At 48.1% G+C, this 16,954-nt stretch carries 13 protein-coding genes; 5 read left to right on the plus strand and 8 right to left on the minus strand.

Annotated features, from left to right (window positions below; all coding sequences use genetic code 11):
- Positions 1 to 14: 14 nt before the first annotated feature.
- From EEX84_RS04755 to EEX84_RS04775, 5 genes are all read left to right on the plus strand, one after another.
- Positions 15 to 1,121, plus strand: a complete 1,107-nt coding sequence (locus EEX84_RS04755) for an ABC transporter ATP-binding protein (RefSeq protein ID WP_123164438.1) — start codon at positions 15 to 17, stop codon at positions 1,119 to 1,121.
- Positions 1,111 to 1,935: an ABC transporter permease gene (locus EEX84_RS04760; protein ID WP_123164439.1), complete on the plus strand. Its 825-nt coding sequence runs from the start codon at positions 1,111 to 1,113 to the stop codon at positions 1,933 to 1,935. The genes EEX84_RS04755 and EEX84_RS04760 overlap by 11 nt, the downstream gene beginning before the upstream one ends.
- Positions 1,919 to 2,725 carry an ABC transporter permease gene (locus EEX84_RS04765; RefSeq protein WP_123164440.1) on the plus strand — a complete coding sequence of 269 codons (807 nt, stop codon included), beginning with the start codon at positions 1,919 to 1,921 and terminating at the stop codon, positions 2,723 to 2,725. Before EEX84_RS04760 ends, EEX84_RS04765 begins: the two co-directional genes overlap by 17 nt.
- Positions 2,722 to 3,801, plus strand: coding sequence for an ABC transporter substrate-binding protein (locus tag EEX84_RS04770; RefSeq protein WP_123164441.1), 1,080 nt, complete (start codon positions 2,722 to 2,724; stop codon positions 3,799 to 3,801). Before EEX84_RS04765 ends, EEX84_RS04770 begins: the two co-directional genes overlap by 4 nt.
- 109 nt (positions 3,802 to 3,910) lie before the next feature.
- The gene (locus tag EEX84_RS04775; protein ID WP_123164442.1) at positions 3,911 to 5,101 is read left to right on the plus strand and encodes an MFS transporter; all 1,191 of its coding nucleotides are present in this window, start codon (positions 3,911 to 3,913) and stop codon (positions 5,099 to 5,101) included.
- A gap of 26 nt (positions 5,102 to 5,127) precedes the next feature.
- Here the strand turns inward: EEX84_RS04775 and EEX84_RS04780 are convergent, their stop codons facing one another.
- From EEX84_RS04780 to EEX84_RS04815, 8 genes are read right to left on the minus strand one after another with little or no spacing between them, the layout of a single operon-like run.
- Positions 5,128 to 7,707, minus strand: coding sequence for a VWA domain-containing protein (locus tag EEX84_RS04780; RefSeq protein WP_123164443.1), 2,580 nt, complete (start codon positions 7,705 to 7,707; stop codon positions 5,128 to 5,130).
- A complete protein-coding gene (locus tag EEX84_RS04785) occupies positions 7,688 to 9,421 on the minus strand; it encodes a vWA domain-containing protein (RefSeq protein ID WP_123164444.1) in 1,734 nt (577 codons plus the stop codon). Before EEX84_RS04785 ends, EEX84_RS04780 begins: the two co-directional genes overlap by 20 nt.
- A gap of 11 nt (positions 9,422 to 9,432) precedes the next feature.
- The gene (locus EEX84_RS04790) at positions 9,433 to 10,293 is read right to left on the minus strand and encodes a DUF58 domain-containing protein (protein ID WP_123164445.1); all 861 of its coding nucleotides are present in this window, start codon (positions 10,291 to 10,293) and stop codon (positions 9,433 to 9,435) included.
- Positions 10,290 to 11,282, minus strand: a complete 993-nt coding sequence (locus EEX84_RS04795; protein WP_123164446.1) for an AAA family ATPase — start codon at positions 11,280 to 11,282, stop codon at positions 10,290 to 10,292. The genes EEX84_RS04790 and EEX84_RS04795 overlap by 4 nt, the downstream gene beginning before the upstream one ends.
- Positions 11,283 to 11,296: 14 nt before the next feature.
- Positions 11,297 to 12,712 carry a coiled-coil domain-containing protein gene (locus EEX84_RS04800; RefSeq protein ID WP_123164447.1) on the minus strand — a complete coding sequence of 472 codons (1,416 nt, stop codon included), beginning with the start codon at positions 12,710 to 12,712 and terminating at the stop codon, positions 11,297 to 11,299.
- A gap of 13 nt (positions 12,713 to 12,725) precedes the next feature.
- Entirely contained in the window at positions 12,726 to 13,568 is an 843-nt protein-coding gene (locus EEX84_RS04805) for an ABC transporter permease (protein WP_123164448.1), read from the minus strand.
- The gene (locus EEX84_RS04810; protein WP_123164449.1) at positions 13,565 to 14,500 is read right to left on the minus strand and encodes an ABC transporter ATP-binding protein; all 936 of its coding nucleotides are present in this window, start codon (positions 14,498 to 14,500) and stop codon (positions 13,565 to 13,567) included. Before EEX84_RS04810 ends, EEX84_RS04805 begins: the two co-directional genes overlap by 4 nt.
- Positions 14,493 to 16,853, minus strand: a complete 2,361-nt coding sequence (locus tag EEX84_RS04815) for a hypothetical protein (protein ID WP_123164450.1) — start codon at positions 16,851 to 16,853, stop codon at positions 14,493 to 14,495. Before EEX84_RS04815 ends, EEX84_RS04810 begins: the two co-directional genes overlap by 8 nt.
- Positions 16,854 to 16,954 lie beyond the last annotated feature (101 nt).

A 16,954-nucleotide genomic window follows, 5' to 3' on the forward strand; every position in this document is an offset into this window, starting at 1 on the left:
AGGAGGAAATTTAAATGGCTGAAAAACCGATTATCAGGTTTGAAAACGTCACTCAAACGTACGAAGAAACCGGTGCCGTGTTAAATAACGTAAATTTCGAATTGGAGCGCGGAAAATTCTATACACTTCTCGGTCCTTCCGGCTGTGGCAAAACCACTATTCTGCGATTGATCGCCGGGTTCATTGCTCCCACCAATGGAAATGTCTATATAGAAGAAAACCTGGTCAACAAGGTACCGGCGAATGAACGCAAAGTCAACACTGTCTTTCAGGATTACGCTTTGTTTCCCCATTTGAATGTCTATGAGAACGTGGCATTTGGATTGCGCATTAAAAAAGTGAAAAAATCCGAAGTCAAGCGCCGCGTGAAAGAAGCACTGGAGTTTGTCAACCTTGTCGGCTATGACAACCGGGAGATTTCAGAAATGTCCGGTGGCCAGCGGCAGCGTGTTGCGATAGCCCGTGCCATCGTCAATGACCCGGAAGTGATTTTACTGGATGAGCCGTTGTCGGCGCTCGACCTCAAACTTCGCACGGAAATGCAATACGAGTTGAGAGAACTGCAGCAGCGCCTCGGCAAAACTTTTGTTTTCGTTACCCATGACCAGGAAGAAGCACTGGCCATGTCAGACGAGATTTTTGTCATGAAAGCTGGGGAAATCCAGCAAAGTGGCACACCCATGGATATCTATGATGAACCAATCAATCGGTTTGTCGCTGACTTTATCGGCGAATCCAATATTGTGGAGGGCTTCATGACTTCTGATTATCGCGTCCGTTTTGCCAATAAGGAATTCGAGTGTGTCGACAGAGGATTGAATCCGGACGAAAAAGTGGAAGTGGTCATCCGTCCGGAAGACTTGGAAATTACGCAGGCTGATCAAGGCAAAATGACAGTTACCGTTGACACGCAATTGTTCCGCGGCGTCCATTTTGAGATTTCGACCATCGATGAAGCAGGAAATGAGTGGCTCGTCCATTCCACCCGCAAAGCGGAAGTCGGTTCGAAAATCGGCCTGGATTTCGACCCGGAAGCAATCCATGTCATGCGTTTGAACGAATCAGAAGAAGCATTCGACGCAAGGTTGGAATCGTACGGAGAAACGTCTTATGGAAAATAGCTCAAAACGCCCTATTTACCTGCTCCCTTATTATTTATGGATCGCCTTGTTTGTCATCACACCGATTGCACTCGTTGCCTATTTCTCTTTTTTCGACTTATCCGGCAACCTGACCCTGGAAAATTACCGAAACTTTTTCACTTCCGTTTATTTGCGGATGACTCTCAGCTCTTTTTGGTACGCTTTTCTGATCACTTTATTTTCCATTCTGATCGCGTATCCGACAGCTTATTTGCTGACGAAAACGAAGCACAAGCAGTTATGGCTGTTGTTGATCATCATTCCTTCATGGATTAATCTTTTGCTGAAGACTTATGCGTTTATTGGGATTTTCGGTCTGTATGGCCCCGCCAATCAGTTTCTCGAGTTTCTCGGAATCGGCCAGCAGCAGATTTTGTTCACGGACTTCAGTTTCGTTTTTGTATCGGTTTATATTTTTATCCCGTTCATGATTTTACCGATTTTCAATTCGCTTGATAAACTCAACCCGGCGTTGATCGATGCGTCACGGGATTTGGGGGCTTCTTCCTGGACCACATTCAGAAGAATCATTTTCCCTCTCGCCATTGGCGGTGTGAAATCCGGCGTACAAGCGGTATTTATCCCCGCCTTGTCGCTGTTTATGATTACACGTCTCATAGCGGGAAACAAAGTCATCACGCTCGGGACTGCCATCGAGCAGCAATTCCTGGTGACCCAGAACTGGGGGATGGGATCGACCATTGCCGTATTTCTGATTTTGTTCATGTTTATCATTATGATGCTTACCGGGCAGCGGGACAAAGGAGGAACGACAAATGTCAAAACTAAATAATCCTTCTAAAATCTATTTGGCGTTCGTCTTTATCGTTTTATATGCCCCTATTTTTTATTTGATCTTTTATTCATTCAACAGCGGCGGTACGATGTCCGGTTTTGAAGATTTTACACTTGAGCATTATGCTGCAGTGTTTAACGATACACGGCTGATCATCATTTTGCTGAATACAGTCATTATTGCGTTGCTGTCGTCTTTTATTTCAACTGTCATCGGTGTTCTGGGTGCTATTGGCATCGTGTTTTTACGCAACCGCAAAACTCGGAGCGCGGTGTTGTCGCTCAATAATATATTAATCGTCAGCCCTGATGTGATCATAGGTGCATCATTTTTAATATTATTCACCTTGGTCGGTGTCAAACTCGGATTTGCTTCTGTTCTGATTTCCCACATCGCTTTCAGTATTCCCATTGTCGTCATTATGGTATTGCCGAAATTGATGGAGCTGAGTTCGTCGCTGATCGATGCTGCCAGCGACTTGGGGGCGTCCAAACGGGATATTCTGACACGCGTCATCATCCCTTACATCAAACCCGGCATATTCGCCGGCTTTTTCCTGGCATTGACCTATTCACTCGACGATTTTGCTGTGACGTTTTTTGTGACAGGCAACGGATTTGCAACATTATCTGTGGAAATCTATTCCATGGCACGTACCGGGATCACCTTGACGATCAATGCCTTGTCTGCGCTTATTTTCATCATTACGCTGGCGCTGGTCGTCGGCTATTATGTCTTTAATCAGCGTTCGCGTCAAATTGCCGAAACGAGAGGTGGACAATCATGAAAGACATCATCCGAATCAGCATCGTGCTGCTGGCAGTCAGCGGCTTGCTGCTGTATGCTGTCTCGCTGCTTGAACGCAGCTCTGCCACAACCGGAAGCGGGACCATCTCCGTTTTTAACTGGGGGGAATACATTGATCCTGAATTGATCGAGCAGTTTGAAGAAGAGACGAATATCCAAGTGGTCTATGAAACGTTTGCTTCAAACGAAGCCATGATGACAAAGATCGAACAAGGCGGCACTTCGTATGATGTGGCCATGCCTTCCGAGTATGCCATTGAAAAGATGAAAGAAAGTGACATGCTGTTGCCAATTGATCACAGTAAGATCCCGAATCTTGAAAATATCGATCCCTACTTCCTGGATTTGCCGTTCGATCCGGGCAACGAATACTCCATTCCTTATTTCTGGGGTACTGTCGGCATCGCTTTTAATCCGACGTTGCTCGAAGACGGCCAGACATTCGAAAGCTGGGACGATTTATGGGATCCCGCCTTGTCACAGGAAGTTGTCCTGGTCGACAGCGCACGGGAAGTCATCGGCATGGGCTTGAACAGTCTCGGCTATTCTCTCAATTCGACTGATATGGACAAGCTCCGTGAAGCCACTGAAAAGTTAAAGACACTCGGACCCAATGTGAAAGCCATCATTGGGGATGAAATCGTTGAAATGATGCGCCGCGAAGAAGCGGCTGTAGCTCTTACCTGGTCCGGCCAGGCAGCGGACATGATGTGGATCAATGAAGACATTGACTTTTCAGTCCCTCAGGAAGGATCAAATCTCTGGTTCGATAATATGATCATTCCAGCTACTGCCACGAACGTCGAAGGCGCCCACGCGTTTATCAATTTTATGCTTGATGCGGAAGTGGCAGCGCAAAATGCTGATTATGTCGGCTATTCCACACCGAACGAAGCGGCAACCGAGTTGATGGACCCTGAAGTCATCGAAGATGAGCGATTTTATCCACCCGAAGAACTGAGGGGGCGGCTCGAAGTTTATGAAAACCTTGGCCTTGAAATGCTCGGCGTCTACAATGAATTCTTTCTGGAGTTTAAAATGGATATGGAAAATTAACAGGCAGACAATTCTGCCTGTTTTTTCTTGAGCGAAAATAGGGTATAGTAGTTAATGTTGCAACACTGAAATTTAGAGTCACGAAACAAATAAGAAAGAAGGTTCCAGCATGGCGGGAAAAACCTCGAATTTCGCATTATATATCCTCATGTTCAATATGTTCATCGCCATGAGCGGCATCGGTTTGATCATTCCGATCATGCCCGCTTATTTAGATACATTTGGAGTTGCAGGACAAGCGCTTGGAACACTCATTGCCACGTTCGCTTTCGCCCAATTCCTGTTTTCTCCTTTATCCGGTCAATTATCGGATAAATACGGCCGGAAAAATTTAATCATTTTCGGTTTGGTGGTTTTCGGTCTGTCGCAGCTGGCATTCGGATTAGCGCCTAACTTGTGGCTTTTATATGTCGCCCGGTTTTTCAGCGGTCTCGGAGCAGCGTTCCTGATTCCGCCGATGATGGCGTTTGTGGCCGATATTACAACTTACGAAGAACGCGGCAGAGGAATGGGACTGCTGGGTGCTTCGATGTCACTTGGTTTTATGATCGGGCCCGGTTTTGGTGGTTTTTTAGCTGAAGTCAGTCTGCAATTCCCTTTTTATGTCGCTGCATCGGTCGCACTCGTAGCTGCGTTTTTATCCTTTATGGCCTTGCCGAATGTGGCCCCGACGATTGAAGCCGCATCCAACAAGAATGAAAACATCCTGCAGCAGATGAAACGCTCGGTGTATACGCCATATTTCGTCCTGTTGCTGGTTATGCTCATTTTCGCCTTCGGTTTGGCCAACTTCCAATCGACCATCTCGTTGTACGTCGACAAAAAATACAATTTCACTCCAAAGGAAATTGCTGTTTTAATCACTACCGGCGGCTTCGTGGGAGTCATCGTCCAGACGTTTGTCATCAATCGCCTGTTTAAGCTTTACGGAGAAATGAAAGTCATTCTGGTCAACTTATTGGTCGCCGCTGCCGCAATGATCGGCGTGTTGCTTGTCAGCACGTTTTGGACCATCCTGCTGGTTGCCGCCGTCTTTTTCACAGCCGCTTCCCTTCTGCGGCCGGCAATCAATACGCTCATTTCGAAACTAGCCGGAGACCAGCAGGGATTCGCTGCAGGCATGAACAATGCCTATATGAGCCTGGGCAACATGATCGGTCCAGCGATGGCCGGCATCCTGTTCGATATCAATATGAGTTATCCTTATATGGCAGGAACAGCCATTTTGATCACCTGCTTCTTCATCGCCAATATCTGGTCCATGAAGAAACAGCAACTGCTCGCGACCAGCAGAAGTTAATAGACAAAATAAAAGCGAAAAAGAGATTAATTTCTCTTTTTCGCTTTTATTAATTGTTCGATGGTGTTGGATTGTGCGTCCGTTTTTGTTTCAGTTTTGATGAAAGCTTCTTTCGATGGCATTTTCAACCCAAAACGCCTGAGCGTGATATCAAGGAAAAACAACATCATCCCAAGCAGCACCAAACTTCGTTGGATCGGCTGCAACGTTCCACTGCTGTAGGGAATGTCCCGAAACGACTCGTCCAGTGATTCCACTACTTCTCCCCCCGTCCGCTCTGCGACTGCCCGAAGCAGAGACATATTCGGTTCACTGATTCTGTATTCATCTCCATAGGGAATCGTCAATCCGGTCTTGAAAGCGGCGCCGGTTTCGTTGGCGATGCTGAAGAACACCAGACCCGGGTCAGCATCCAGTGTAACCTCCACTTTCCCCGGAGCTACGGGTTCTGTTTCTGACGGCAATTCGTTTCCTTGTTCATCGACCACTGTGACATTCAAGATAGCTGATGACTGCGTCGGATCTTCCACTGTATAAACGCCTTGCTCTTTTTTCGCCACAGTGAATGGAATCTCTTCGAACGCCGGAAAGGACTCTGCTACCGTCCGGTTCCAGAAAGCCGGCCAGTTTTGCCATGCTTGGAATCCACCGCTCCACGAGCCGCTGTCCGAGGTATAGGCAATGGTTTTGCCCAATCCGTAATTCCATGAAGCCAACACCGGATCTTCTTCCGTACTTTCAGCAGCAACAGAAGCGGCCGGCTTTGGAGTGGTCGCAATGTAGGCGTTCATCTCCGGGACTCCGTCCACGAAAAGAGAACTCCAATCGCTTTCATATACGATCGGTTGAAACGGATCATCGACGATATAGGTTCTGGACATCATCATCGTTTCCCGGGACAGGATCGCTGGAATGGTGCTGGCATCGCTGACATCATAAAAACGGCCGGCACCCGCGTCGGCCAATGTTTCCAGCAAAATCTGATCAGCATCCTGGCCGATGGCAACCGTGGACAGTGTGACATTGTGTTCTTTGCCGTCTTCAATCAGCGAAGTATAATCGCCCGCAGTCGCCGATTGGCCGTCTGTCAGCAAAATGATGTGTTTCCGCTGTAATTCCAATTCCTCCAATTGTCCGTACGCTTCTTCCAGTGAGCTGAAGATTTCCGTACCGCCTCCGGGTCCGATCGACAATATTTTGTCAATGGCATCTTCCGGATCAGCCAGCTTTTCAGTCGGCAAAATTTCCCACGGCCGATCATCGAATGCAATAACACCCACTGTATCGTCTTCACGCAGCAATTCCACCGAGCGCGCCGCCGCTTCTTTGGCCAACTCCATTTTCATGCCTGCCATGCTGCCGGAACGGTCCATCACGATGATGAGTCCGAGAGACGGCAGTTCATGCTTGCCTTTCACTTCCATATCCACCGGCAAGATTCTCTCAATCGGGGTCTTGAAGTAACCGCCGAGGCCGAAACTTTGATCGCCTCCGACCATAACAAATCCGACACCAAACTGCTGCACAGCCTGTTCAATGACGTTCATTTGCTGCTCACCGACAGTGGTCCCCGAAACATTGTCAAAAATGATGGAGTCATATGCCAGGACCGAAGATAAAGTTTCCGGCAATTGCGAGGCTGTCAGTTCGGTGATTCCAATCTTTTCTCCGTCAAGCAAATCGGAAATCGGGCTGGTTTCATTGCCACTGACCACCAGCACTTCGGGACTTCCTTCCACTTCCGTCATACTGAACATCGCATTATTTTCCAGGAAAGCGTCATCAGCGATTTCCAGTCGTGCTTCGAACTTCAGCAAGCCTTCCTTCGACGCCGGATAATTGTAGGCCAGTAGATTACGGCCTTGTGACAGCATAATTTCAGTTCTGTCGATTTCTTCATCGTTCATCGAGATGATCAGTTCTGCTGAAGCTTCCCTGTCCGATTCGATCGCCAATGAAAAAGGCAGCGATTCACCGGGAAAAGCAGAAGAAGGTGTGGTGAATTCGGTAATCGCCACATCTTTTCCGGCTTGCTGTTCGACAGGCAGAACATCAACTTGAAGCCGCTCCGATTCCAGCCAGTCAAGACTGTCGATGACAGAAGACCTGGTTTCATTGCCATCGGTCATCAAAACAAGGCGCATCGCCAAACTGGTATCGCCACTGTTTAAGGCAAGCTGAAGCGCCTGCGCCAAATCGGTATGGCTGTTCTGTCCGATTGTCATTTCTGTCGGCATTGAATCCCACTCTTCTGAAACCGGCACCAGCGACTGAAAGTCTTCAGCAAATGTATAAACACCTGCCAGTTGATGGTCCGCCTTATTTTCAACAGCGCCTTCCACCCACGAGGCCATGGTGCTTTGCATTCCCTCCAGCGACGCCGAACGATCCATCAGGAAAATGACTTGTTCTTCTGTAACCGGGCGGTAAATAGACGGTGCAGCCAAAGCAAAGATCAACAGCATGACTGCCGTCAACCGCAACCCGAATACCAATTTAAAAAGCTTCGTTGCTTCTTGCAGACTGGTGTAACCAAGATAGATAAAATACACCACCGTAGGCACCAGCAGTAGAAGCCACCAGGGATCATCGATTCGAAGTTCCACGCCTGTACACCTCCCATTCCACAAAAAGAAGCAGCAGCACAGCTGCGATCAGCCAAGGAACAAGCGAAAATTGAACCGTTTCTTCTGTCGATTCTGCAGTCCCAATCGAATAGGTGGAACCTGAAGCCAGTTCTTTTTCTTCGCTGCTCAATTGCACCACCAGTTCCCGTTTTCCGCTGTCTCCTCTTACTTCATAACGCCCCGGCTGTTCCGGCGCAATAAAAGGCCCCTGTCCTTCCATATAGGAATACAGATAACTGCCGTCTTTAAAAATCTCCCATTCCCCTGAGCTCGACATCAGGGGCACTGAACGGTGTTCGTTTGGCTGAAAAAATCCCAGGAAGTTTTCAGTGGCTGACAATTCCTGCGAGGCACTCCATAAAAACAAAGGAAACGACGGATGCAGTGGCCAGTCGGTAAGCTGGACATCTGTCAAAACGATGATGTCTCCTGTCGGTGACAATTGGATAAACGGCTCACCGTTGATCGTGGCGATGGTTTCGAATCCTTCAAACGGCGGATACAGCTCAGAAACATAGACATCCTCGAGATCCGCATATGTAAACAAAGGATGATTCGCCGCTTCCACCTGCCCAGCCGCTTGGTGGGTACTTTCATCATCTCTCCCAATCAGCAGAACCGGCTCTTCACTTTCAAGGAAAGCGGTTTGATTGGTGACCACCGGCGCTCCGGAGAGATTCTGCAATTGATCCGGCGCCACGAGATTGACATCCAAATTCAACGATTCGAAACCGGTGGCCAGCAGTTCATGCAACCTGGAATCAACAAAAACTTCCTGGACCGGATTTTGGGCGTAGGACACCATATCATTGTCCGCCCTATACTCATCTGCTGCATCTAATGTTGCCTGCCATACCGTTTCCTGCGGCAAACTGTCAAATGGCACCAGCACCTCTTCATCTGGCTCCAGAGATACTTGAGCCGATTCAGTGGTATTACCGCCCTGGATTTCCACGATTCCTTCCATTGCTTCCGCACTGTTATTGACGATCTGGACAAAGGCCCGCATGCCGTTGTCTGTTTCCGACAAACCGAATTGGCGGATCGAAAGGTTTTGCAGACTGTTATCGAACCCATGGACTTCGTAGGCAAAGCCGGCCTTGTGGGTAAAAACGCTTCGATCCAGTGCATCAGTAAACACGTGAATAACGGTCGAATCGTTGTCAACAAGTGTTTCGGCAAACAGCAGCGCCTGCTCGATTTCCGCTTTTTCATAAGTGACCGCCAACCGGTCGATGGCTTCTGTCACTTTTGCCGGCTCTCTTTCATGGCGCAGCACAACTTCCGGGCTGGCTCCGGTCGTTATGATGGTCACTGGCTTGCCGCCGGTCTGAGCGGCCAGTTCTGTCATCGTTGCCTGCTGCTGTTCAAAGCGTGTCGGTGTACCGGCGAGCATCGTGGCAGATGTATCAACGATGAAGATGAATTCATTTCCTTCCAGTTCTTCAGAATGGATAAAAGGGCCAAGAAGCGCCACTACACAAAGTATCAGTGCTGCCAGTTGCAAATAAAACAACAGCTGATGCTGCAGCTTTTTCAAAAAAGGGGACGCCTGCATTTCTTTCATCAGTTCCCGCCAAAGCAAAGTGGAAGAAACCGTTTGGTCTTTGTATTTTTTCCGAAAAAAATAATACAGAATGACGGCGAGCGGCATGATTGCCGTCCAGATCAAACCCCATCCTGAAATTCCCATACCGCTTCACCTCACTCAATCCAATTTCTTCTTGCCAGCTGCTGCAAAACAATCTGCTGAATGCCATCTTCGGCATGCACATGCATATACTGGATGCCCTGTTTTCTGCAAACCGCTTCCAACGCCTTATTATGCGCTTCGCGTTTGTCCTGATAAGCCTTTAACGCCCCTTGCGTCATCGATACATTTACATCCTCCTGAGTTTCGTTGTCAATCAGACGCATATCCCCGTCGAAGGAAGGATTCCTTTCTTCCGCCGTACTGATCTGAAGAAATCGGACATCCTGTGAAAACCTGGGTGTTTGTTTGAAAAACAAGACCCAGTCATCAATCGGTTCCAAACCGTCCGATAAGATGAACAGTACCGTGGAATCTTTAGCTACATAAAAACCTGCATTTCCGGCGAACGAATTTTGAGTGGGACCAGGAAGCGATGCCATATAATGTTCGAACAATTTCCTGGCGGATTTCCCTTTTTTCCGAAAAGGCACCGTTTTTTCCTGCCCTCCAGAAACGGTAAGGCGATCATCTTTTGTCAATACCATCATACCGAGCGTATAAGCCAGCTGTTTCGTAAAAAGCCATTTCCTCTCCATCGACTTCGAGCTGTCAATCATCAGGTGGACGCGCATTTCCTGTTCATCCAAAAAACGTTTTATGTAGACACGATCCGTTCTGGCATAAACATTCCAGTCAATATGCCGGACATCATCTCCAGGGTGGTATTCCCGGAAATCGGAAAAATCCAATGAGGAACCGAACCGTGCCGAGCGATGGGATCCTTTGTGATGACCCCGGATTTTCGCTTTTGTCGCAATGGAGTAACGACTCAAGCGGGAAACCCAGTCAGCGGGCAGGTGCAAAAAAGTCATTTTGCTTTCCCCTTCCCGGCTGTACCGATCACCACGTCAATCAGCTCATCCGCCTCTTTGCCATCCGCTTCCCCTTCATAATTGAGCAACAGCCGATGCCGTAAAACCGGCTTTGCGACATGCTTCAAATCGCCGATGGATACATGGTATCGCCCTTCGATCAAAGCGCGCGCTTTTGCCAGGCGAATAAGACTCTGCAAGCCCCGCGGCCCGCTGCCATATTGAATATACTGACGGATTTCTTCAAATTCCGTTTGATCGGGATGTGTGTTTTGAATCAGGTCTACCGCCACCATGAGGATATCATCAGCAATCAACACTTCTTTGGTCATACGCTGTGCTTCCAGTAAAGCAGCCGTGTCCATTTTTTTCGTCAATTCGATGTTGTCTGATCCTGTCGTCCGTCTGCTGATTTCCGCCAATTCAGAGCGCGTCGGATACGACACCAGAATTTTGCAAAGAAAGCGGTCCATTTGAGCTTCCGGTAACGGGTAGGTTCCTTCCATTTCAATCGGATTCTGTGTCGCCAGCACAAAAAACGGCCGTTTCATCGGCTTGGTATCCCCCAATATGGTCACCGTCTTTTCCCCCATTGCTTCAAGCAGGGCACTCTGTGTTTTTGGAGTTGCCCGGTTAATTTCATCTGCCAGCACCATCTGATGGAAAATCGGTCCTTCACGGAACGTAAAGTGCTGCCTGCCGTCCCCGTCGCGTTCAATCAGACTGGTTCCTGTAATATCAGAAGGCATCAGGTCAGGAGTAAATTGGATTCTGGAAAAAGACAGATCCAGCACCTCAGAAATCGTGCGGATAAGCATCGTTTTCCCGAGGCCGGGCAAGCCCTCCAGCAACGCGTGCCCATCTGCCAAAATAGCGTAGAGCGAGAACTCAATCGCTTCTTCCTGTCCGACAATGAACCGGCCGATTTCTTCACGGACATCCTGCAGCCTCTTGCTCATGTCAGTAAATTGTTCAATTGCGTTTGTCATCGTATCCCTGCTTTCTATTCATTGGATTCCATCGATGTGAAATACTGCTCCACAACTTTCTGCAAGTCAGCAGGCAATCCGATGCGCTCAGCACTGGTGAAATAGGATTCAGAATAATCACCTGCAACATCGGCATAAGGTCTCGCTGTACCGCGTTCGGCAGGGACGGTTCCTTCCTGTTCATCAGCCGCTTCACCGTCACCCACTTCGCCTCGATCAACTTCCACTTCACCTTCCCCGCCAAGTCTCGAAGGTAATGTCACAAACTCTCTGCTGCCCTGGCCTGTTCCAGCCCCATCACCTTGCCCTTGGCCGTCACCTGATTCAGATCCAGAGCCACTTCCTTCCCCTTGCCCTGAACCGCTTCCAGACCCTTGCCCTTCGCCGGCTCCTTGACCAGAACCTTGTCCTTCACCTTGCCCGTCTTCACTTCCTGCACCATCTTCTGCAGAACTTGTTTCTCCACTCTGTCCGTTCGAATCACTTGAGCCTGCTTCCGGTTCCCCGTCTTCATTTATGTCCTGAGAACCGGAGGAACCGTCTGCTTCGCCGGCGGATTCAATTTCCGAGCCGTCTTCAGTACTGCTTTCCTGGCTGTTGGCAATGGTTTGCTGCAAAGGAAATGATACCGGGTTTCCTGAATTGCTGAGAGCGGTCTGCGTCTCTCCCGCCTGTCCGGCCAGCTTTTCCGCCGCATCCGCTGCGTCAGTAGCTTCCGGAGCGTCTCCCAGGCCTTCTGCCGCCAACTCCTGTTGCTGCAGCTTCAGCTCTTTTTGTTTTTTCACCAGTTCTTTCAGAGCTTGTTCAGCTGTCTCCGCCTGTTCTGCCGATTCCTTCAACTGCTGCATCTCTTCTTTCACTTTTTCTGTCTTCGCCTGCTCTTCTATTTCTTTTGCCTTTTCCACCACATCTTCAATCAGCTCACGGTCCCGCTCGATTTGCCGGGCCTCCTGCTGCAGAGAACTTGGAGACATCAAGAGCCAGGTCAACGCTAGTAATAGAACCGTGCTCCCTATCAGCCACTTGCCGAGAACCCAGTATTTCGGTTCTTTTTTGAACAGTTGATAACTCATTGGAATGAGCGCCGCTGTTTTTTTCGTGAGTTCCTTTGCCAAAAAACTCTCTTCATTCATCTTCCACACTGTCAGCAGTTCATTATGGGGCGTGAAGTGGTCAAGACGTTGTACTGCATCGCGGATTTGCGGCAATGTCCTGAATGATACTGACAGCCACACAATCAGCATCGCAGCCCCTGCAATATATGCATAAAATTCATAATAAGGAAAGACGAACAACCGTGACACTACGAGCAATGAAACCGCAGCCAGCAATCCGAAAAAAATTGCTTGCTGCAAAGAACGGCTTATATGAACCAGTTTCAAAAGACGATTCGCTTTCCTGATATAGCGCTTGATCTCACGGTTGTCCATTTCTTCCCCCTCCTTATTTGTATTTATGCATATTGACCCGCAGCCTTTTAACCGATAAAAAAATTGCCGCAGCAGTCAGCACACTGTAAAAAATGAAATATCCAGCCCATAACGGGAACGTCACTGTGGCCAGATTCAGGATTTGATCAGCAACTGCCGGCTGCAGCAATGTTAACAAGACGACAGGAGGATTGATGCTTGCCCAAAAATAGGACATCGGCGAAAAGTTCGGCATGGCATTTCCATACTGCGAGATCTGCAATGAAATCAGCAGAAAGAACCCTGTCACCACGGTCAGGAAAATCATCGTACCGTAAGTAGTGATCATCGAAACGATAGTTCTTCGGATCAGTGTGGAAAAAAGGACTCCGATGCTTCCAATCGCCAACAAAGTCAGCAGGTAAAACATGAAAATAACAGCAATCTGTCCCGGTGAAACACCGCCGTATAAAAACACCAGACTGTAGATCGGCAGGCCTGCTACAATCATCAATAACAAAAATGCCACTGAAGAAGTCATTTTACCGAAAATGATCTGAAACGACGTCTGGGAAGTAGTCAGCAGAATATTCAATGTCTGCTTTTCACGCTCCGAACTGATCGTGCCAGCTGTCAGTCCAGGTGTGATGAACAAGATCAGGCCAAGTTGAATATATGACATCATGCTGAACAGCAGAAAGCTCTCTGTCGGTCGAAAAAAACCGCTCCCTGTCAGTGAAGTCGTTAAAAAGATAAAGCCGAAAACAAACACACTCATGGCGACCAAATAAAACAATATGCCGCTGAAACTTTTTATGTTCCGGAACCTCAGCTTCAACTCTTTCACCAGAACCGGATTTGCCAGAAGCGTTTTCATCGGACATCCGCTCCTTTCGTAATCGCCATGAAGACATCTTCCAAATCGGTTTCTTCTTCTGCAAAAGACCGGATCGGCAATTGCTGTGCCATTGCTTTTTGCAGCAATTCGATTTGCTGGACGTCTGTCCCTTTGTATGAAAAGTGCAGCATTCCTTTGTCCGGCACTGCCACAATCCGGGAAACAAACGGATCGTTTTCAAAAAATGCCACCGCTGCTTCCAAAGAACCGGCCACTTTGACATTAATTATTTTTTCATGCTGCAAACGGGCCTGTATTTCATGCACTGATCCTTGAGCGATCAACTTGCCGGAATCGATGACGCCGATACTGTCGCACATTTCCGCAAGTTCCGGAAGAATATGGGAAGAAATCAAAATCGTCTTGCCCATCGCTTTCAATTCTTTTAAGATGTCCCGCATTTCCACGCGCGCCCGCGGATCCAACCCTGAAGCAGGCTCATCCAAAATCAGGATTTTCGGATCATGGATCAATGCCCGAGCCAAACAAAGACGCTGCTTCATGCCGCGCGACAGCAAGTCGACATAGTCGTATCGCTTGTGTTCCAAATTGACAAGTTCCAATAATTTCGGAATGAGCTGTTCACGCTCTTTCGGCTTTAATCCATAACTGGCCCCGTAGAAATCCAGGTACTCATCTGTTTTCAGCTGATCGTAGACTCCGAAAAAATCGGGCATATAGCCGATCTGTGCTCGTACTTCATGCGGCTTTTCCGTCACACTCATTCCATTGATGAATGCATCGCCGGCAGTCGGCTGAAGAAGAGTAGCCAAAATTGAGAACGTCGTCGACTTCCCTGCACCGTTCGCTCCGACAAACCCGAAGACATGTCCTTCTTCCACTACCAGATTCAAATCCTGAAGGGCATAAAAAGAGCCGTATTTCTTCGTCAATCCAATCGTTTCAATCATGGCTTATCACTCCTTTCAGCTCGACTTTTGGCAACACGATTTCCGGAGAACCGGATCCGGCATTCATCTGCAAGGAAAGTTCGATTCCGCCTTCAGAAGAGACATATTGGTCTGCCTGTTTCTCAAAAAGTGCTCCTGTACCGGATAGTTCTTCAAATTCGCCCGTTTCTGTATTCAAAATGGACACCGATGCATTGGAACGTTCCAATGCGACCGTCAACTCTTCCCAATTTGAAGTTTTTTCCTGCAGAACCTGCGGCAATGTATACGTCAGGCGGTAACCTCCGTTGTCCAGGTAAAAATAGTATGGATCCTGTGAAATATTCTGGTAATGGCTGGCCAGGTTCTCAGGCGTCAATTCCATATCAAATGACTCGACTGGCAATGTCACTTCTCCGGTGCCAGTGAGAGGTGGATCGAAACTTTGTGTAATCAAATGCAACGAAGAAACCGATGCGTTTTGGCCTTCCAAGGCAACTGGTACAATGGCGTCTCTTGTATAAGCAATCAGGTAAGGCGAAGCGCCATTAGCTGCCAAATGTTCATAGGAAACGGACAGTACCATCTGCTTTCGTGCCTCTTCCAATTCTTCGGTATCAGCAATTGGTTGAAAACCGAACGATTGACCGACAGAGGCTGGCGGCGCCAGGACGTCTGAGCGAATCGCTTCACTGACCTCTATGGTCTCCCCTGGATTCAGACTTCCGAGTGCCAACTGCCGTGTTCCGGTCCAAACCGCCATTCCTTCCACCGCAAAAGGAAAGTTGTTTTGAATCGTCCCTGTTAGCGTCTGGTCTGTAACTTCCAGTTGAATATCAAAACTTCCAGCCTGGTCAATCAACGATTCTCCCAGAACCGAAGATACCGACCAGTATTTCATGTCACGGATGGTCAAGTTCGTCTGTGTTGCCTGTTTTTCCAACATCGCTGATTGATGAGGCGATTCTTCCGTAAAATCAGTCGAAAACCGATGTGTCATAGTAGTCGAGGAAGGAGCCGTGAATTCATAATCGCCTCCACGATTGGACAACAGGGAATTCATATAATAGCCGTTCAGCCCCTGATCGGCAGTTACTTCAAAAAAACCGGTTTGCTGAATCTGTGGATTGGTAATGCGGTCTTTGGCACCAATCACAAATAAGCCGATGGAGGTCAAAACAGCAATTGCCGGAATAGCGATCCAGGCATATTCACGCTTGTCTTTTCTCTTCAGCACCGTATAAAGAACCGGTACCACCAACAAAATATAAACAAAAATAATCGCGATGATCAGCGTCTGAGATACGGCAAAACTCTCAAACAATTCATTGACAGCCGCCATTTCATCGGCAATCATTTCTTTGCTGGACAAATCCTGGTACATGTTCTGCACAACCGCATCAGTATGAAACAAACTCTCCATTGTTTCTGTGTAACCTTGTTGCGCCGTGACCATCTCATCCCCCAGGGAAAAACTGGTCTGTATCACGGCTCCTGCGCCGACCGGTTGACTGGCTGCCAGAATGGCTTCTTCTTGCCCCAAAAGTATGTTACTTTCTCCAACTGCTGCCGCTTCATAGGCAGGTACCGTACTTTCCAATGAAGGCAAATCAGCTTCCACAGATTCTCCTAACGACAGAGGGAGAAACTCATTTAAATTCCCAGCTTCGGCAGCGACATTGCCGGTCGCTCCGAACATAACCTTGCCTCCTTGCTGCACCCATTGCAAGATGGTTTGCTGAAGTGCATCCGGCAGATCGCTGTAAGCATATTCATCAATTACCAGATAATCAATCATCTCCCAGGCCAACGGATCGGCAGGCAGCGGAAATTCCTCCTGTTGATTGAGATGATAGATTTCCGTAGTTCCGCTGTTGCCAACATTCATTTCTTCAAGCTGCAGAAGGCGATCTGAGTTTGCCGTTAAAGTAGCAATGACCACAGAATCCGGTGCAAAAAAAGAAGGCCGGAAATTTTTAGTACCGTTGAAATCAATGGATGTGCCGTTCTCCCATCCACCTTCATATAAAAATATGGATTGCCTTGACTGCCCACCCGGAAAATAATTATCGGATATGCCATTCGAAGCGAATTGAATCGTCTTGCTTTCTCCAGCAGCCAATTCCACGGGGATGGCCAAACCGGTGCCCAGCCGGTAACTTTCCGCATAACTCAGCACCACGTCACCCGAAAACGCCGATCCGGCATTCGAAAAAGTGATTTGAACCGGCATCCCTTCTCCCGATTTCACCTTATTGCCTATTCCCGCCTCGGCATCTACTGTAATGTCTGGAGCAGCGAGAACCTGCTGCGGAACAAAAAACAAAACCGCCATTAGTATGCTGACTGCAAAAGCCATCAGGCGTCTACACATAATCTGCCCCCTTTTTCCCTTTACTGATTAGTACGCTGCTGCCGCTGAATAGTTCCATAGTTAATCGAGTAGAGGGAAAATAAGCTAACTTATTTTCGCCC

Source organism: Planococcus salinus (genome assembly GCF_003719725.1).
Lineage (GTDB): Bacteria > Bacillota > Bacilli > Bacillales_A > Planococcaceae > Planococcus > Planococcus salinus.